Origin of the sequence: Thermosynechococcus sp. B3 (assembly GCF_030323045.1) — a bacterium.
In the GTDB taxonomy this organism is placed as follows: Bacteria; Cyanobacteriota; Cyanobacteriia; order Thermosynechococcales; family Thermosynechococcaceae; genus Thermosynechococcus.
On sequence record NZ_CP097584.1, the window covers coordinates 700,505 to 716,937 of the forward strand.

Annotated in this window: 21 protein-coding genes; 19 read left to right on the forward strand and 2 right to left on the reverse strand. The window is 53.7% G+C overall.

Annotation, left to right across the window (positions count from 1 at the left end):
• Window positions 1-3 precede the first annotated feature (3 nt).
• The 11 genes from M0646_RS03565 to bioA all read left to right on the forward strand — a co-directional run bounded on the left by M0646_RS03565 (window position 4) and on the right by bioA (window position 9,708).
• Complete coding sequence (locus M0646_RS03565; RefSeq protein ID WP_190278198.1) at window positions 4-561, forward strand: SPOR domain-containing protein; 558 nt, start codon at window positions 4-6, stop codon at window positions 559-561.
• Between the two features lie 141 nt (window positions 562-702).
• Window positions 703-2,019 (forward strand): DNA methyltransferase, encoded by a 1,317-nt coding sequence (locus M0646_RS03570; protein WP_286649882.1) that lies wholly within the window; start codon window positions 703-705, stop codon window positions 2,017-2,019.
• 74 nt (window positions 2,020-2,093) lie between these two features.
• Complete coding sequence (locus M0646_RS03575; RefSeq protein WP_286626607.1) at window positions 2,094-2,810, forward strand: hypothetical protein; 717 nt, start codon at window positions 2,094-2,096, stop codon at window positions 2,808-2,810.
• Window positions 2,800-3,408 (forward strand): DUF4033 domain-containing protein, encoded by a 609-nt coding sequence (locus M0646_RS03580; RefSeq protein WP_226972039.1) that lies wholly within the window; start codon window positions 2,800-2,802, stop codon window positions 3,406-3,408. The genes M0646_RS03575 and M0646_RS03580 overlap by 11 nt, the downstream gene beginning before the upstream one ends.
• 87 nt (window positions 3,409-3,495) lie before the next feature.
• Window positions 3,496-4,506, forward strand: a complete 1,011-nt coding sequence (locus M0646_RS03585) for an ArsJ-associated glyceraldehyde-3-phosphate dehydrogenase (protein WP_286649883.1) — start codon at window positions 3,496-3,498, stop codon at window positions 4,504-4,506.
• Between the two features lie 10 nt (window positions 4,507-4,516).
• Window positions 4,517-5,770 carry an organoarsenical effux MFS transporter ArsJ gene (gene arsJ / locus M0646_RS03590; protein ID WP_149818233.1) on the forward strand — a complete coding sequence of 418 codons (1,254 nt, stop codon included), beginning with the start codon at window positions 4,517-4,519 and terminating at the stop codon, window positions 5,768-5,770.
• Between the two features lie 161 nt (window positions 5,771-5,931).
• A complete protein-coding gene (locus tag M0646_RS03595; protein ID WP_149818236.1) occupies window positions 5,932-6,231 on the forward strand; it encodes a hypothetical protein in 300 nt (99 codons plus the stop codon).
• 215 nt (window positions 6,232-6,446) lie between these two features.
• Entirely contained in the window at window positions 6,447-6,908 is a 462-nt protein-coding gene (gene rimP, locus M0646_RS03600) for a ribosome maturation factor RimP (RefSeq protein ID WP_190278200.1), read from the forward strand.
• A gap of 40 nt (window positions 6,909-6,948) precedes the next feature.
• Window positions 6,949-8,136 carry a transcription termination factor NusA gene (gene nusA, locus M0646_RS03605; RefSeq protein ID WP_149818240.1) on the forward strand — a complete coding sequence of 396 codons (1,188 nt, stop codon included), beginning with the start codon at window positions 6,949-6,951 and terminating at the stop codon, window positions 8,134-8,136.
• A 2-nt stretch (window positions 8,137-8,138) separates the two neighbouring features.
• Window positions 8,139-8,405: a YlxR family protein gene (locus M0646_RS03610; RefSeq protein ID WP_286626612.1), complete on the forward strand. Its 267-nt coding sequence runs from the start codon at window positions 8,139-8,141 to the stop codon at window positions 8,403-8,405.
• Window positions 8,398-9,708: an adenosylmethionine--8-amino-7-oxononanoate transaminase gene (bioA, locus tag M0646_RS03615; protein WP_286649884.1), complete on the forward strand. Its 1,311-nt coding sequence runs from the start codon at window positions 8,398-8,400 to the stop codon at window positions 9,706-9,708. The genes M0646_RS03610 and bioA overlap by 8 nt, the downstream gene beginning before the upstream one ends.
• Here bioA and M0646_RS03620 read toward each other — a convergent pair.
• The gene (locus tag M0646_RS03620; protein WP_149818246.1) at window positions 9,684-10,076 is read right to left on the reverse strand and encodes a DUF1823 family protein; all 393 of its coding nucleotides are present in this window, start codon (window positions 10,074-10,076) and stop codon (window positions 9,684-9,686) included. The two genes, bioA and M0646_RS03620, sit on opposite strands and share 25 nt — an antisense overlap.
• A 75-nt stretch (window positions 10,077-10,151) precedes the next feature.
• Between M0646_RS03620 and lepB the strand changes: the two genes are divergently transcribed.
• Entirely contained in the window at window positions 10,152-10,721 is a 570-nt protein-coding gene (lepB, locus tag M0646_RS03625; RefSeq protein ID WP_286626616.1) for a signal peptidase I, read from the forward strand.
• Here lepB and M0646_RS03630 read toward each other — a convergent pair.
• A complete protein-coding gene (locus tag M0646_RS03630; protein ID WP_286626617.1) occupies window positions 10,718-11,032 on the reverse strand; it encodes a hypothetical protein in 315 nt (104 codons plus the stop codon). The genes lepB and M0646_RS03630 overlap by 4 nt on opposite strands.
• Window positions 11,033-11,449: 417 nt before the next feature.
• Here M0646_RS03630 and M0646_RS03635 point away from each other — a divergent pair, with 417 nt between their 5' ends.
• From M0646_RS03635 to M0646_RS03665, 7 genes are all read left to right on the forward strand, one after another.
• Window positions 11,450-12,283: a DUF975 family protein gene (locus tag M0646_RS03635; RefSeq protein ID WP_286626618.1), complete on the forward strand. Its 834-nt coding sequence runs from the start codon at window positions 11,450-11,452 to the stop codon at window positions 12,281-12,283.
• Window positions 12,284-12,287: 4 nt separating this feature from the next.
• Window positions 12,288-13,613, forward strand: coding sequence for an aspartate aminotransferase family protein (locus tag M0646_RS03640; protein WP_286626619.1), 1,326 nt, complete (start codon window positions 12,288-12,290; stop codon window positions 13,611-13,613).
• Window positions 13,614-13,661: 48 nt separating this feature from the next.
• Window positions 13,662-13,976 (forward strand): hypothetical protein, encoded by a 315-nt coding sequence (locus M0646_RS03645; protein ID WP_149818256.1) that lies wholly within the window; start codon window positions 13,662-13,664, stop codon window positions 13,974-13,976.
• Between the two features lie 109 nt (window positions 13,977-14,085).
• The gene (locus M0646_RS03650) at window positions 14,086-14,553 is read left to right on the forward strand and encodes a VOC family protein (protein ID WP_286626621.1); all 468 of its coding nucleotides are present in this window, start codon (window positions 14,086-14,088) and stop codon (window positions 14,551-14,553) included.
• Window positions 14,550-14,828, forward strand: coding sequence for a glutaredoxin family protein (locus M0646_RS03655; RefSeq protein ID WP_286626622.1), 279 nt, complete (start codon window positions 14,550-14,552; stop codon window positions 14,826-14,828). The genes M0646_RS03650 and M0646_RS03655 overlap by 4 nt, the downstream gene beginning before the upstream one ends.
• A 139-nt stretch (window positions 14,829-14,967) precedes the next feature.
• Window positions 14,968-15,681, forward strand: coding sequence for a TrkA family potassium uptake protein (locus tag M0646_RS03660; RefSeq protein ID WP_149818262.1), 714 nt, complete (start codon window positions 14,968-14,970; stop codon window positions 15,679-15,681).
• 10 nt (window positions 15,682-15,691) lie between these two features.
• The gene (locus tag M0646_RS03665; RefSeq protein WP_286626624.1) at window positions 15,692-16,378 is read left to right on the forward strand and encodes an energy-coupling factor transporter transmembrane protein EcfT; all 687 of its coding nucleotides are present in this window, start codon (window positions 15,692-15,694) and stop codon (window positions 16,376-16,378) included.
• The last annotated feature ends 55 nt before the right edge of the window (window positions 16,379-16,433 follow it).

Below are 16,433 nucleotides of genomic sequence, written 5' to 3' on the forward strand. Positions count from 1 at the left end.
TTGATGAGCCGTTTCAGCATTCACTCCCAGCCGTGGTTGAGTCACCTATGTTTGATCCTAATGGGTTGGGGGACGCCCGTATTGGCGGCAGAACCGATTCCCATCCCCGTGCCACCGCCAGAGGTGAATACCGTCATCCCGATTCCCGTGCCTGCCCCAGAGGTGAGTACCGCGCCAATTCCCACCCCACCGCCGCAGCAGCTTGACAACTCCCTCGAACGATTGCCGGTGCCTAGTGGCCCGATTCCGATGGGATTTGTGGGTCGCGATCGCGCGATGAATCAATTGCCGCCCCCACCAGACATTTCTGATGCAAACTTGGCAACACTAGCTCCCGTAGCCCCCAGAACGCGGTTTCGAGTCATTGTTTTGGATTTGCGGGAGGATGATCTGGCCAATCAAGAACGCCTGCGATCGCTCGTTCCCGAAGTGATACCCATTACCTTGGGTCAGCGCCGCGCCCTACAAGTGGGAAGTTTCCAAAACGAGGCCAATGCCACCGAAATGCGCGCCTTTATGGAGGTCAATGGCTTCCGCGCTGAGATTCAACGTCTGCCCTAAACGACCTCAATTGGATCAAGAACGCTGCAAAGAGGCCTAAAGAGTGCCCGCTTTTTGAGGCAGTGAAGTGAACCCCCTGCCAATGCAGTCAATTTTTCATAGACTTTAGAGGATTAGGAGCAAATCGCCACAGGAGTTGAGTTGCTAAAACATTCTAAGGATACAACCGTTCCCAAAGACAATGGCAATATCAACAAGATAGATGAGCAAGACCGCGCCTTTCATGACTGGTATCGGTTTGTGCTCTCTTATCCGCCCCATCTTGTGAGGGATTATATAGAAGACTTTGGCTTGAATGCAGAGAGTGTCATCCTCGACCCCTTTTGCGGCACAGGCACAACGCTGGTTGAGTCGAAGCTGCGTGGAATCCCCTCATTGGGTACCGAAGCCAATCCATTTGCCCATTTTGCCACATCGGTAAAGACAGATTGGCATGTTGATCCGGATTTACTCTACCGTCACTCCTGTGAGATCGCAGAATTTGCCCTTGACATCCTGCGGCAGCAAGGGATAGAGGACTCGCTGCCTTTTGAGGGGAATATTGCGGATCTACCGTTACGCCAACTCTCGCCAGAGCAACATAAACTCATCCTTACGGGGTCGATCAGCCCGATTCCCTTGCACAAGGTCTTGGTACTCCTTGACTGCTTAGAGAAATACAGAATAGAACAGGTCTATCGGCATCAACTGCTAGCGATCGCCAACATACTGGTTTTTGCCGTGAGTAATTTGCGCTTTGGCCCTGAAGTGGGTGTTGGCAAGCCTAAAGTTGATGCACCAGTGATTAGTGCTTGGCTCGCCAAAATTGATGAAATGGTGGAGGATTTGCGGCAGGTCAAAAATCAAAATGATGCCCCTGCCCACGTCTATCTGGCGGATGCAAGGTGTCCTGACCGAGTATTGCCGCCGCAGTCCGTTGATGCGGTAATCACGTCGCCCCCTTACCCCAACGAAAAGGACTACACCAGAACAACTCGCCTTGAATTGGTACTCCTAGGTTTCATCAAAACCAAGGCGGATTTACAGGCTTTGAAAAAGAGTCTACTGCGTTCCAATACCCGCAATGTGTATAAGGCCGATGACGACGATCGCTGGGTTCAAAATCATCCCGAAATTCAGAGGATAGCAGCTGAAATTGAACGCCGCAGAATTGAGCTGGGTAAAACGTCTGGCTTTGAAAGGCGCTACAGCAAAGTAACAAGGCTTTATTTCGGCGGTATGGCGCGCCACTTGGCTGCCTTGCGATTGCTCCTGCGCCCCAATGCCCAACTAGCCTACGTCGTGGGTGACCAAACCTCCTATTTGCGCGTAATGATTCCCACTGGCCAGCTGTTAGCCGACACCGCCCAATCCCTTGGCTATGAGGTTGTGCGTACAGATCTCTTCCGAACACGGTTTGCCAGTGCCACCAAGGAGCAACTGCGCGAAGAAGTGGTGATCCTACGCTGGAAAGGATAGTCGAGTCAGTCCAGATGGGCTGTACCTTAAGAATTACTGTAAAATAAGGCATCAACTGGCAGTACACCCACCCTATGGTTACCTCTTGGGCGAAATGGTCATTGCCGCGACCTCAACGGCACTCAGCTGTGTTGCACCACAGGCGATTGCCCAAAGGGCACGCGACGCGATCGCAACGGCTGCGCTGGAAATCCTTCGTTTTTAATCTGCTGTCTGAGCGTCTTTTGCTGGTCATCGGCGGACTGGGGGCCGGCCTTCTCCTGTGGCAAACCGATGGCCCCTTGATGGTGGCCACCCTGAGCGGTGTGGGTACGATTTTTCTCCTCAGTCGCTGGCAATGCCGACTGTTGACCCTATGGCAAGACCTGCGCCAACAGATGTCCCAATGGCTACACCATCCCTTCGCCTTTACGGTGGTCGCGGGTCTGTTGGCCTGTTTGGGCACCTATACCCTTTTACATTTGGGTCAGCACACCGCAGATCCATGGCTCGTGGTGGCGCTTGTCATCCTCGGCATTCTTTTAGTGGCCGTCATTGCCCTGCTTGGGACGCTCATGGGGCAACTGCAACAGCAGCATCAGACCCAACAGGTGTCCCAATGGTTTGCTGACCTCACCCATCCGCAACCGCTCCATCGGCTAGTGGCCATTCGCCAGTTAGCACGTGTCCCTAGAAATACTGATTGCCGCCAGGTGCAGGAAGCCCTGTATTTGCTGCTGGGACAGGAAACGGATCCAATCGTTCGCCGTGCTGCCCTTGAGGTGCTCGATCAGCTTGACGATGCCGCCTGAGTCCCTCAACTGGCTAGAGCGATGGTGCTTGGCTCGGTTGATTCGAGCGATCGCTAGTGTCATTGGAGTTGAGCCACAGCGATTCGACTATGTTGGTTTTGTTGAAATCACACGGCAAGTGAAGCAGGGGCGATCGCCCGTGCAGCAGCAGGCTATCGTGGCCACCGTCTTTGATCGGTTAGTCCCCCCTGTCATCAGCACCTTGGTGCGCACACTCTTTCGCCCGACCCGTTGGGTCTGTGAGTGGAATGCGTGGTTTGCCACCCGCCTCACGGGCTGGTTAGTGGGAGCCAGCGATCGCTACTGGGTCGAGGTCATTCCCCCCGATCAACCCCGCCAATGGCAACACAGTGGCGTGCGCATTCAAAAATGCCGCTATCTTGCTGAATCTCAATGCGTGGCACTCTGTATCAACCTGTGCAAAAAGCCCACAGAGCAATTCTTTCGGCAGCGATTTGGCATTCCCTTGACGATGACGCCCAACTTTAGCGACTACAGTTGCGAAATGGTTTTTGGTACCCCTGCCCAGCCGATTCCTGAGCCGACGCTGCCGCCGTGTTGGGAAGATCCGAGTCAACCCCCCTGCTCCCACGTTTAAGAGCATTCCTTTCAGAAAGAATTTTTGCTGATTGACAATTCAAGATTATTTGAAATAACGTAGGGATGTCCCGCTGGAGCAGCAACGATGGGCGTTGGCATCGGCATTAATGGCTTTGGCCGCATTGGTCGCTTGGTTTTGCGTGCCGCGTGGGGTTGGCCTGAACTCGACTTTCGCCACATTAACGAGATTAAAGGAGGCACAACCGCTGCCGCCCATTTACTAGAGTTTGACTCGGTGCATGGCCGCTGGCCCCAAGCCATTCAGGCCAAAGAGGGGGCGATCGCCATCAACGATCAGATCCTGACCTTTTCGGAAGCAAAAACCCCAGCAGAGGTACCTTGGCAAGAGCGCGCGGTGGACATTGTCCTAGAGTGCTCCGGTAAATTCCGTACCGCTGAGCAACTGGCGGCCTACTTTGCAGTTGGGGTGAAAAAAGTGATTGTTGCTGCCCCCGTCAAAGAACAGGCTCTCAACATTGTCATGGGCGTCAATGACCATCTCTACAATCCCCAAGAACACCACTTACTCACCGCCGCCTCCTGTACGACAAATTGCCTTGCCCCCGTCGTTAAGGTCATTCACGAAACCCTTGGCATTCGCCACGGCTTGATCACCACGATCCACGATGTCACCAATACGCAAACAGTGGTGGATACCCCCCACAAGGACTTGCGCCGTGCCCGCTCTAGTCTAATGTCTCTTGTGCCGACAACCACGGGTTCAGCCACTGCTATTGGGCTGATTTATCCAGAACTCCAAGGCAAACTCAATGGCTTAGCCGTGCGGGTACCGCTGTTGAATGCGTCGCTCACCGACTGTGTTTTTGAAGTCAGCCGCCCCACTAGTGTAACAGAGGTGAATGCAGCCCTGAAAGCGGCGGCAAACGGTCAGCTCAAGGGAATTCTCGGTTATGAGGAGCGCCCTCTTGTTTCCATTGACTATTGCAACGACCCCCGTTCAAGTATTGTCGATGCTCTTTCCACGATGGTTGTGGATGAAACGCAGGTAAAAATTCTCGCGTGGTACGACAACGAATGGGGCTACAGCAATCGCATGGCCGAATTAGCTCGTCACGTCGCCACTACTTTGCCCTAGGGAGTCTGCTATGGCTGTGTCCACCAGTGTCCGCAACTATATGATTGTTACCCTCGCCTACTGGGGGTTCACGATTACCGATGGCGCACTGCGGATGCTAGTGCTGCTCTACTTTAACCAAATTGGTTACACACCGCTGCAAATTGCCTTCCTCTTTCTCTTCTATGAAATTTTTGGCATTGTCACCAACTTTCTCGGTGGCTGGATTGGTTCCCGTTTAGGGCTGAATGTCACCCTCTACGCGGGCATTGGTTTACAGGTGATCTCGCTGATCATGCTCACGCCCTTAACGCAAGAATGGCCCTTGTGGTTTGCGGTGCCCTATGTGATGGCGGCACAGGCGATGTCGGGGGTGGCCAAAGACCTGACAAAGATGAGTTCTAAGAGCGCCATTCGCTTAGTGGTGCCCCAAGAGGCGGAGTCACGGCTCTTTAAGTGGGTGGCGATTCTGACGGGTTCTAAAAATGCCCTCAAGGGGGTGGGTTTCTTTGTTGGCAGTGTGTTGCTGACATTGGCGGGCTATAGAGCGTCCCTGTGGATTATGGCGATCGCGCTTATCTTGATCCTGTTCAGCGGTTTGTTATTGCCACGGGGGATGGGGCAGATCAAAAAGAAAATCAAATTTCGCCAACTCTTTTCCAAGAGCAAGGAGATCAATATTCTTTCTGCCGCTCGCTTTTTCCTCTTTGGTGCGCGGGATGTCTGGTTTGTGGTGGGTTTGCCCGTCTATCTCCAAAGTGTTCTCAACTGGTCATTTTATGAAGTGGGGGGCTTTCTCGCCCTGTGGGTCATTGGCTATGGGGGTGTTCAGTCCTCGGCACCCCTGCTGTTGAAATACCTCAATCGCGGTCGCCCTCCCCAAGCCGCCACTATTCAGTTTTGGACGTTTACACTGACGATTGTGCCAGCAGTCATTGCCTTGGGCTTGATGAGCCACTGGAATCCCAATGCCGTCATTATTGGCGGCTTGCTCCTTTTTGGCTTGATTTTTGCCATGAATTCGGCAGTCCACTCCTACTTGGTGCTGGCCTACACCGATGATGAAAAGGTGGCCTTGAATGTTGGCTTTTACTACATGGCCAATTCCGGCGGGCGACTAGCAGGAACGGTTCTCTCTGGCCTCATCTATCAAATTTGGGGCATTGTCGGCTGTCTGTGGGTTTCGATGGTCTTTGTCCTCTGTGCTGGACTCATTTCCCTAAAGCTCGAGGATCCGAAACGGCAGCAGCCCTACCCCTCGTTGGCGATGGGCGATGGTGAGTAACTGCAACATTTCCTCAGATCGGCTACAACTGAATAGAATTAAGGTAAGGTACAGTTCTTTTCCTAAGGATGAGATATCCTCAACACGGTAAAAGCACACGTGAGACAGGGTAGTACTTCCAGAAAAGGGCTGTAGGAGAGGTTCCCCGAGGAATTGCCATTATGATGCTCCCCCAAGAAATCATCGGCCAAAAAGTATGGTTGGAAGTGGAGCCCGAAGATGCCTACTATGCGGGTGAGAAGATTCGGGTACAGGCGGAAATTAGCCAGCCCACTGCTCCCCCGTGGTACTATGCTCGCTACATTAACCCACCCCGCTGGTTCCGCACCCCAGGCCAGTGGCTCACCCACCATGAGGCGGAGATGGCAGTGCTCTTGAATCCTGTCTTGGAGGATTTGGAGCTAGAAGAAGAGGACTACGACGGTGATGAGCTGACGAATGGCGATTTTAGCGATCGCTAGGAGCGTCTCGGGTCTGTTGGTCAGGGTGGCGATCGCCCACTGTTAGCTGCTATACTAAGTGCTACGAAGAGTGGTGTATTGGCAGCACCCATGAACGTTCTGTTGTGAACGGTTCAAAAGTCTCCTTCCCCTAGGGAAGTGGGGTTGTCATTTTCTGAGATTGTTTGGGTGTGGTGGGCAATGTCCCGCCTTTTTTATTTCCTATGCAGATACAGATGCTTTTGCCTGTGGTGCAAACCCTTGCCCAGCAGGTTGCCGACCAAGAACACCTTGATCTGGTGAGTGTGCAGTGGCTGACCCATCAATCGCCCCCGATTTTACGGGTGGAGGTGCGCCATCCTGAGAATGACACCAGCTTAGAGGATTGCGAACGGCTGAGTCGGGCACTGGAGATGGCTTTGGATGGGCTGCCAGAGTTGGAGTTTGCCTACGTTCTCGAGGTGTCGAGTCCCGGCCTGTCGGATTACTTGAGTAGCGATCGCGACTTTGATGCCTTTCGTGGCTTTCCTGTACGGGTCACGACCACCGCACCCCATCGGGGCAAAACCCTTTGGGAGGGCAACCTGATTCGCCGTGACGCGGTGAATGTCTATCTCAATCAACGGGGGCGATCGCTGGCGATTCCCCGCTCACTCATTGCCAGTGTCCAACTGTACACCCCCAGCAGTGAGCCTTAGCAGCAGTTGATCTACTCAATGAACGAGGTTGTAACAGACGATGACCATCTATCGCTTACCCGGCCTACGGGCCATGATCAATGAAATCAGTCAAGAGCGGAATTTGCCCAAGCACGCAGTGCATCAAGCCCTCAAGGAAGCACTGCTCAAGGGATACGAACGCTATCGCCGCAGTCTGCGCCCGGATCATAGTCACTTTGAAGAAGACCACTTTGCCAACTTTGAAGTGGAACTAGACACCGAGCAGGAGGGCTTCCGCGTTTTGGCCACCAAAACGATTACGGAAACAGTGGCGAACCCCGATCGCGAAATTGCCCTTGCCGATGTGATTGAGGTGGTGCAGGATGCCCGTGTCGGCGATACGGTGCTGTTGGATGTGACCCCTGACCACCAAGAATTTGGCCGCATGGCCGCCATGCAAACCAAGCAAGTGCTGGCGCAGAAATTGCGAGATCAACAGCGTCGCCTCGTCCAAGAGGAATTCAAAGACCTCGAGGGCACCGTACTCATGGGGCGCGTCCTGCGGTTTGAGCGGCGATCGGTGATTATGGCTGTGCGCAGCGATGCTAGCCAACCGGAAGTGGAGGCCGAACTGCCGAAACGGGAACAACTTCCCAACGACAACTATCGCGCTAACTCCACATTCAAGGTGTATCTCAAGCGCGTCAAAGAGGGACCTCAGCGCGGCCCCCAATTGGAGGTTTCCCGTGCGGATGCTGGCTTGGTGGTCTATCTCTTTGCCAATGAGGTGCCAGAAATTGAGGATGAAGTGGTGCGGATTGTGGCCATTGCCCGCGAAGCCAATCCCCCGAATCATAAAGTCGGCCCCCGCACCAAAATTGCCGTGGATACCTTAGAGCGGGATGTCGATCCGGTGGGTGCCTGTATTGGGGCACGGGGATCCCGCATTCAAGCAGTGGTGAATGAACTGCGGGGGGAAAAAATTGATGTGATCCGCTGGTCGCCGGATCCAGCCACCTATATTGCCAATTCCCTCAGTCCCGCCCCGGTAGAGGATGTGCGGCTAATCAACCCCGAAGCCCGCATTGCCCATGTCCTTGTGGCACCGGATAAGGTCTCCCAAGCCATTGGTAAGGAAGGCCAAAATGTGCGCTTGGCAACTCGCCTAACGGGCTGGAAAATTGAGGTGCGCGATAGCTCCCAATACAACTATGAAGAGGAGGATCGCTTGGCCATGGCCGCCCTCGAAGAACAAGTTGCCAGTTAGGGATGATGGCTGTCCCCCAACGCCGCTGTGTGTCCTGTGGCCGCTTGGCCGATCGCTCGGACTTTTGGCGAATCGTGCGCTGCTGGCCCGATCAAAAGGTGCAGTTGGATCGGGGGATGGGGCGATCGGCCTATCTGTGTCCCACTGCCGAGTGTCTCAAGGTGGCCAAACAAAAAAAACGCTTGGCGCGATCGCTCCGCTGTCCCATTCCCGAGGATATTTTTACGACCCTTGCTGCTCGCTTAGATGCCCATCGCAACTATGACTGACTCCCCCATTTGGCAGCCCTTTACGCAAATGAAAACGGCGGCTCCGCCCCTGAAGGTGGTGCGTGCCCAGGGTGCTCGCCTTGAACTGAGCGATGGCCGTCAGATTATTGATGCCATTTCCAGTTGGTGGGTGACGCTCCATGGCCATAGCCATCCTGTGCTGGCTAAAGCGCTCTATGAGCAGGCACAAACCCTTGAGCACGTCATTTTTGCCGGCTTTACCCATGAGCCAGCGGAGCAGCTTGCCCAACTGCTGTGTGCCCACACGCCAGCGGGGTTACAACGGGTCTTTTTTTCCGACAATGGCTCAACCGCCGTGGAAGTGGCGCTGAAGATGGCCTACCAGTATTGGCAGCGGCGAGATCAACCCCAGCGATCGCGCTTCATTGGCTTTGCCGGCGGGTACCATGGCGATACCCTTGGGGCAATGACTGTCGGCCAAAGTTCCCCGTGGTGGCAACCCTTTCAACCGCTGCTCCCCCCCTTAACAATCCTGCCCTACCCAGCAACCTATGCAGGGGATCCAGAGGTCGAGACCAAGGAAGCACAGGCGATCGCTCAACTGGAGGATACCCTGAAGGCAGACCCCGATGCCTATGCCGCTCTCTTCATTGAGCCACTCGTACAGGGGGCAGGGGGAATGCGCATGTGTCGTCCCCAGTTTTTACAAGCCCTTTCTGCGATCGCCAAGGCCTATGGGGTGTTAGTCGTCTATGACGAGGTGATGACGGGGTTTGGCCGCACAGGTGCCCTCTTTGCCTGTGAGAAAGCGGGGACACAACCCGATCTCCTTTGTCTCTCTAAGGGGTTATCGGGAGGCTGCTTGCCCATTGCCGTCACATTGGCCACTGAGGACATTTACCAAGCCTTTTATGCCGATGATCCGGCGCGCGCCTTTTTCCACAGCCATTCCTATACCGGCAATCCCTTGGCCTGTGCGGTGAGTGTGGCTTCATTTCAATTGCTGCTTGCCAAACCTGAAGCCTACCAAGGTCTAGAGGCGCGCCATTGGCAGTGTTACCAGCAGTATCTTGCCGATGTCAGCAATCTCAAGCAATTTCGCACCTGTGGCACGATCGCGGCCATGGAATTGGCGACGGCGGCCTCCTACTTTAGTGACCTTGTGCCCCAACTGCGCCGCCGCTTTATTGAGTTGGGTGTGCTGCTGCGACCTTTGGGCAATACGCTCTATATCCTGCCCCCCTACTGCATTAGTGATGAAGAACTGGCCGCAGTCTATCGCGCCATCCGCCAAGTGGCGATCGAGGTGGCCGCAGGTTATTTCACCGCAGCCTCGGCTTGAGTGGCCATGTAGCTGAGGAGCCAATTGACCGCAGTGGCACGGCGCGTACGGCGGGGGTTGAGTTCCTTGATTTCATAGCCAGCAAAGCCCAACTGTTCCTTGAGAAGTTGCTTGTGGGCAGGGGGAATAGAGCGGGTAAGCTTGACGATGGCGGGGCGGCTGCCAATGAAGTCGGGGGGTTGGGGATAGTCTTGTCGCCATTCTGGAGGCACGCGATCGCTCTGCCAAGTTTGACTGTGGGCGTCATAGCGATAGCCCAAGCAGTGCCACAGGAGCTGATTGACCGTAGCATCATCCAATTCATCATTGAGAATTTGCCACAATGTGGCTTCTGTGAGAGGGGGGAGTGGCGAATCAGAGCTATCCATTCACACTCTTTGTAATCAGTCGGTCTACTGAAACCGGTACCATAAAAAGGGTGGTTTCTCTAAATCTGCCCTTATATGTCTGCTTCGGCAACGAATTCCCCTTCCCGCTGGCGATCGCTACGCAATAATGCCCTGTTGATTGGGGTGGCTGTGCTGATCACGCTACTGATTCGTATTTTTGTGGCGGAGTCGCGCTTTATTCCCTCAGAATCTATGGAGCCAACGCTTTGGCCGGGCGATCGCATTGTGGTGGAAAAGATCACCTATCGCCAGCGATCGCCTCAACCGGGGGATATTGTTGTCTTCTATACCCCACCCCTCTTGCAGACCCTTGGTTATCGCGCCGATCAAGCCCTCATTAAACGAGTGATTGCCACCGCCGGGGATACGGTTGCCGTGCATGATGGTCAAGTTTGGGTCAACGATCGCCCCCTTGAAGAACCCTACATTGCTGAGCCACCCTTTTATACGCTCTCCCCAGTGACAGTGCCAGAGAATATGCTCTTTGTTATGGGAGATAACCGCAACCACAGCAATGACTCCCATATCTGGGGATTTTTGCCCCTTGAGAATGTCATTGGTCGGGCGATCGCCTGCTATTGGCCCCTCAACCATGCGGGTAAAATTTCGTCCCCCGCTGCTTAATAGGTGACTAGCCGCATCAGTGTGGGGTTAGCATCCTCCACCAGTCCCCATTCAACTGGTAACGGTACCACTTGTCCCACAGGAGTTGTTTGCGTTGCTTGGAGACAATCAGTCTGCAAACTGTAGTTGCCATTGCGCAGGCTTGACGGTTGGGCAGGGCGGCTGACTTGACAGGTTTTAATGACCGTCGCTCCCACCTGTAGCGTGCTATGGGTTTGGCTGTGAGCCAAAGGTGTCCAAGAAAACACGGCTAACAAACTCAAGGCGATCGTGGCGACAAGAGACTGCCGCCAAAACTGCATGCTGAACATAATTCCCCCGCCTTCAAGTCATTGATGAAATCACTTGTAACAGTTCCTTAGATTCCTTCCCCCGCTTTTGCAAACGTGAGGCTTTGAGTCTTGAACAGTGAATACTAAAGGTATTAACTGCAAAAAAGTAATAAGAAAATGTGAGGAGCTGTTTAGAGTTGTAGGGGACTCAGTCGCTTTCCCTACACTTCTATTGTAGGCTTTATAGCCAAACCTAGTTACGATCCTGTACAAAAGTTCATGATTGAGTCTTAAATACAAGTCTTGTCCCATGGATTGAACACACTCAACATTTTGAAAATGATTACAGGAAAGACTTATATCCGATGTTTTAGAAAGGTGAAGAAGTGACACATTGACAATTGGCGCAGCCCCAAGCGATCGCTAGGCTAGAGGCAAAACCTTGGAACCGCCATTATGTACAGTGAGTCGGAACATACTCCCCAAGCGATCGCCAACCGCCCCTATCAAGTACGGATTGGTCAATACCTCAATGAGGGCTGGCAAATTTTCAGCACTCAACCCGCTGCCTACATTGGTTTTCTCATTCTGGCAACCATTATCAATGGTGTGCTCAACAATATTCCGGGGGCCGGCCCAATTGTTAGCACGATTTTGGCAGGCCTCTTCGCCGCAGGCTACTACTTTTTCAGCTTTCGCATTGCCCGCAACCAAAGAACCGAATTTAGCGACTTTTTTAATGCGTTCAAAAACAACTACTTTCTGCCCATCTTCTTGACGAACTTGATCATCGGTTTGATTACGAATGTGTTTGTGATCAGTGCCAGCATTCTATTTGTGATTGCGGGGTTGCCCTTCTTGCAAAGCATATTAGAGCAGGCGGCGGCTGAAGCAACGGAACCCGATGCCGACTTAGAACAACTGCTAGCGTTACTGGAGCAGCTTCCCTCTGTGCCGAATGCCCTGACCCCCGTTTTCATCTTGGTGGGTGCCATCCTGCTGCTGCCGGGGGTTTACTTTGGGGTAGCCTATATGTTTGCTGTGCCTTTGGTGGTGGAACACCGGTTTGATGTGTGGCCGGCACTAGAAACCAGCCGCCGCTTAGTTTCCCGCGATTGGTGGAGCTTCTTTTTTCTCAGCGTGTCAATCATTTTCTTCAATATCTTGGGCTTTTGCCTCTGCTGTGTGGGGATGCTGGTGACTATTCCTTGGAGTAGTTGTGTCATTGTGGCGGCTTACCGCGATATTATTGGCCTCATGCCCACCACTGACAATAGTAACCAGTTTTAGTCCGATGACGCTGCCCACCCTTGCAGATCTGAATCTCGACCCCTTTTGGATGCCCTTTACGGCCAATCGCCAGTTTAAGCAAAGTCCTCGGCTCCTTGTTTCGGCAGCAGGGATGTACTACAGGAGCATTGATGGCCGTGAGATTCTCGATGGCACCGCCGGGTTGTGGTGTGTCAATGCCGGCCACTGCCGTCCAGAAATTGTGAGGGCGATCGCCCAACAGGCAGCAACACTGGATTTTGCCCCCACATTTCAGATGGGACATCCGGGGCCATTTCAGGTGGCCGATCGCCTGCGCACGATGACCCCTGACCCCCTCAACCATGTCTTTTTTGCCAACTCTGGCTCTGAGGCCGTGGATACAGCCTTGAAAATTGCCCTTGCCTACCATCGGCTGCGGGGAGAGGGGACACGGCAACGGCTCATTGGTCGCGAGCGGGGCTATCACGGGGTCGGCTTTGGTGGAATTTCAGTGGGGGGAATTGCTGCCAATCGCAAGTTCTTTGGTTCTCTCTTGGCAGGGGTGGATCATCTGCCCCACACCCACAACCTTGAGCACAATGCCTTCAGCAAGGGACAACCCACTTGGGGAGCACATTTAGCCGACGAGCTAGAACGCTTAGTGGCGCTGCATGATGCATCGACGATCGCAGCGGTAATTGTTGAACCCCTTGCGGGTTCGACGGGGGTATTGATTCCGCCCCAGGGGTACTTGGAACGCCTGCGTGCCATTTGCGATCGCCACGGCATTTTGCTGATCTTTGATGAAGTGATCACGGGTTTTGGCCGTCTCGGTGCCCCCTTTGCCAGTCAGTACTTTGGTGTGACTCCAGACCTCATCACGGTTGCCAAGGGTCTAACCAATGCCGCTGTACCCATGGGAGCGGTGATTGTCCGCGATGAGATTTACGACACCTTCATGCAAGGCCCTGCGGGGCAAATTGAGTTTTTCCATGGCTACACCTATTCGGGACATCCCCTTGCCTGTGCGGCCGCCTTGGCAACCCTAGAGATCTACGAGAAAGAAGCCCTATTTGAGCGGGCGGCTTCCCTTGCGCCCTATTGGCAGGAGGCCATCCACAGCCTACGGGGTCTGCCCCATGTCATTGATATTCGCAACTTGGGCTTGGTGGCAGGGATTGAATTGGCGCCACGGGAGGGGCAAGGAGGGGCACGGGGCTATGATGCCCTCTGTCGTGCCTTTGAGGCGGGACTACTGATTCGTGTCACGGGGGATATTATTGCCCTCTCACCACCGCTGATTGTGGAGCGATCGCACATTGATCAAATGGTGGATATTTTGAGTCGTGTTCTACGGGAACTTCCCTAGGCACCGCAGCGTCGGAATCAGAGGATCACTCTCTCCTTGGAGGCTTCTATGTTACGCTTCCTGCCGTTGGCCATCAGTAGCTTAGCTACGCTGGTGGCGATCGCTCCCCCCAGTCGTGCCGCCTATCCCCTCTTTCCTAATCAGCCGGGAGTTGATGTCTTCTTCCCAGGGCTAGAGTCCTTTGGGCGGCCGCGGACACCGCAGTACAGTCCCTACAATCCTGTCATTTACCGTCCGCCGGGGCAATCTCAAACGTACATTATTGTGCCAGTGCCCTATCCACCTCGCCCCGTAATTTACCCGCCCCCCTATTCACCCGTTTATTATCCCTATTACCCCTGTTATCCATTCCGTTGCCGATAAACAACAATACTGGGGATTGATACTTGACTCGACTTGGGAAGCAGACCGAGAGCCGGTTCTCCTGCTAAAATAGCGGCTAATTTAGCCATTTTCAGTTCGAGAGAAATCTATGGCTCAGTTGGCGATCGCTCCCGTTTTATTTCACCTTGCCTTTCCTGTCAGTAATTTGGCGGACACCAAGGCCTACTACATTGATGGGTTGGGCTGTGAACCGGGGCGCGAAAATCCCCACTGCCTGATCATGAAGCTCTATGGCCATCAACTGGTGGCTCACGTCACGGATGAACCCTTAACCCCACCCAAGAGCATTTATCCGCGCCACTTTGGCTTGATTTTCTTGGCCCAGGCCGATTGGCAAAACCTCTGCGATCGCGTGATCAAGAAGGGACTTGACTTTTACCAGCCACCGCGTACCCGCTTTGCCAATACCCCCCTAGAGCACCAAACGTTCTTTCTCGCAGACCCCTTCCACAACCTGATTGAGATTAAGCACTACCGCCATGCAGAAGCCATTTTTGGCCTGCGGGATCACCGTCATATTGGCGATACCCCCCTCGTTTCTGCACCGCAACCGTGACCCATCTGATTCTCTATAGCAAGCCCGGCTGTCACCTCTGTGAAGGACTACAAGAGAAGCTGGCCACTCTGAAGGAATTTACCCTTGAGGTACGCGACATCACCAGCCGCGATGATTGGTGGCAAGCCTATCAATACGAGATTCCTGTTCTCTACCTAGTGATTGGAACGCAAGTGCTTCCCGTACCGCGCTTTTCTCCCCGTGCCAGTGCTGCACACATTCGTCAGCGACTCCAAGAACTGACCCATTCAGGCGGCTCAGCGTCCACTCCTTAAGGGCATGATCAATTACAGCCCTTTTCACAGCGATCGAATACGGCCAAAAATTTAATTGCTAGATTGCATCCCCCCTATGTATCCCATATGTTAGAAAAGGGTCGTCATCGGCATCGCAAAGCCAATAGGAAACTCAGGAATGGTGGATTTTGGAGCAATGCTCTTTCGCGGGCGGGGGGTCAAGATCTCGCAGCAGTATGCAGTGATTGGCCTAGGGCGGTTTGGCCGGGGGGTGTGCGAGACCCTGCACGGCATGGGCTATGAGGTGCTCGGCAGTGATAACCAAGAGCGATTGGTGAATCAAGTGCTTCAGGATCACATTGTGGATCATGCGATTCAACTGGATTCCACGGATCCCCAAGCCCTGAAGGAGGCGGGTCTCTTTGAGTTTGAAACGGTAATTGTGGCCATTGGCAACCATCTCGACGCCAGTATTATCACCACATTGAACCTAAAGGAGGCAGGCGTGCCCAATGTCATTGCCAAGGCTTCCTCAGAGATTCATAAAAAACTCCTAGAGCGAGTGGGGGCAGATCGGGTGATCTTTCCAGAGTATGAGGCGGGTTGTGAACTGGCGCGATCGCTCACCCGCCCAGCGATTCTCGATTGGTTCGACCTTGACCCCGAAAAAAGTATTGTCGAAGTCAAAGTGCCTGAGGCATTTCACAATCGCACAGTTGCCGAGGTGGAACTGCGCAGTCGCTATGGCCTCAATTTAATTGCCCTGCGCTTTGATGATAAGTTTGAGATCAATCCCAGTCCCAACCAGAAGCTCAATAAAGGGGACATTATGGTGGTGATTGGTGCCAATAACGATATTGATCGCTTTTTGCGGAGTCAACACATTAACTAGGGCATAACCCTTGAGCTTTCACTGCTGGTCGCCACCGGCACGGGTGATGGCGATTCTCCTGTGGATTTTTTGCATTAGTAGCTTGCGGCGGTGGGAAAGTCTGGCGATCGCGACCTTGCTTGTGGCGCTCCTCTATCTCCTGAGCCATGTCCCTTGGCAGCGCTTGGGCAAACGTCTGCAGCAGATGGGGCTCTTTTTTCTGGGACTGTGGTTACTGTTGGCGGTTACGGCGTGGCCGATCGCACTGCTCCTCACATGGCGCTTGGTCTTGTGTCTTGCCCTTGGCGGGGTGTTGCTAGAAAGCTTGACGTTTAGTGAATGGGTGCAGGTCTGTCGCTGGTGGGGGCTACCGCCCTTGTTGGTGGATACGTTGGCTTTGACCTATCGCTATCTCTTTGAGCTAGAGAGTCAGTTGACACAAATGCAGCAGGCACTCTTTCTGCGGGGATTTCGCTTGAGTTGGCGCCGCCTTCGCCCGTGGGCACAGGTGATTGGTATCTTTCTCATTCGCGCCGAGGAACGGGCACAGCAGATCTATCTGGCAATGCGCTTACGGGGCTATGGGCAAGTGCTTCAGCGTCATCCGCAATTTTCTGAAGGGGCGGTTTGGAGTTGGGGGCTAACGCTGAGTGCTGGCTTGGGGGCAGGATTGTTGGCAATCTATGATGCCCTTGGTGAAATCCAACTGCCTTTTTGAGGTGGATAGACGACAGTGGGAACAGTGGTACATTAACATATTAACATTTGTAAAC

What these genes read in the sequence shown, in the direction of transcription:
- M0646_RS03595 (WP_149818236.1), top strand. Translation starts at nt 5,932, where the DNA reads ATGATGCTCCCCCAAGAAATCATCGGCCAAAAAGTATGGTTGGAAGTG.
- M0646_RS03640 (WP_286626619.1), top strand. Translation starts at nt 12,288, where the DNA reads ATGACGCTGCCCACCCTTGCAGATCTGAATCTCGACCCCTTTTGGATG.
- lepB (WP_286626616.1), top strand. Translation starts at nt 10,152, where the DNA reads ATGTCTGCTTCGGCAACGAATTCCCCTTCCCGCTGGCGATCGCTACGC.
- M0646_RS03575 (WP_286626607.1), top strand. Translation starts at nt 2,094, where the DNA reads ATGGTTACCTCTTGGGCGAAATGGTCATTGCCGCGACCTCAACGGCAC.
- M0646_RS03620 (WP_149818246.1), bottom strand. Translation starts at nt 10,076, where the DNA reads ATGGATAGCTCTGATTCGCCACTCCCCCCTCTCACAGAAGCCACATTG.
- rimP (WP_190278200.1), top strand. Translation starts at nt 6,447, where the DNA reads ATGCTTTTGCCTGTGGTGCAAACCCTTGCCCAGCAGGTTGCCGACCAA.
- bioA (WP_286649884.1), top strand. Translation starts at nt 8,398, where the DNA reads ATGACTGACTCCCCCATTTGGCAGCCCTTTACGCAAATGAAAACGGCG.
- arsJ (WP_149818233.1), top strand. Translation starts at nt 4,517, where the DNA reads ATGGCTGTGTCCACCAGTGTCCGCAACTATATGATTGTTACCCTCGCC.
- M0646_RS03565 (WP_190278198.1), top strand. Translation starts at nt 4, where the DNA reads ATGAGCCGTTTCAGCATTCACTCCCAGCCGTGGTTGAGTCACCTATGT.
- M0646_RS03580 (WP_226972039.1), top strand. Translation starts at nt 2,800, where the DNA reads ATGCCGCCTGAGTCCCTCAACTGGCTAGAGCGATGGTGCTTGGCTCGG.
- M0646_RS03610 (WP_286626612.1), top strand. Translation starts at nt 8,139, where the DNA reads ATGATGGCTGTCCCCCAACGCCGCTGTGTGTCCTGTGGCCGCTTGGCC.
- M0646_RS03585 (WP_286649883.1), top strand. Translation starts at nt 3,496, where the DNA reads ATGGGCGTTGGCATCGGCATTAATGGCTTTGGCCGCATTGGTCGCTTG.
- M0646_RS03630 (WP_286626617.1), bottom strand. Translation starts at nt 11,032, where the DNA reads ATGTTCAGCATGCAGTTTTGGCGGCAGTCTCTTGTCGCCACGATCGCC.
- M0646_RS03650 (WP_286626621.1), top strand. Translation starts at nt 14,086, where the DNA reads ATGGCTCAGTTGGCGATCGCTCCCGTTTTATTTCACCTTGCCTTTCCT.
- M0646_RS03660 (WP_149818262.1), top strand. Translation starts at nt 14,968, where the DNA reads ATGGTGGATTTTGGAGCAATGCTCTTTCGCGGGCGGGGGGTCAAGATC.
- nusA (WP_149818240.1), top strand. Translation starts at nt 6,949, where the DNA reads ATGACCATCTATCGCTTACCCGGCCTACGGGCCATGATCAATGAAATC.
- M0646_RS03635 (WP_286626618.1), top strand. Translation starts at nt 11,450, where the DNA reads ATGTACAGTGAGTCGGAACATACTCCCCAAGCGATCGCCAACCGCCCC.
- M0646_RS03645 (WP_149818256.1), top strand. Translation starts at nt 13,662, where the DNA reads ATGTTACGCTTCCTGCCGTTGGCCATCAGTAGCTTAGCTACGCTGGTG.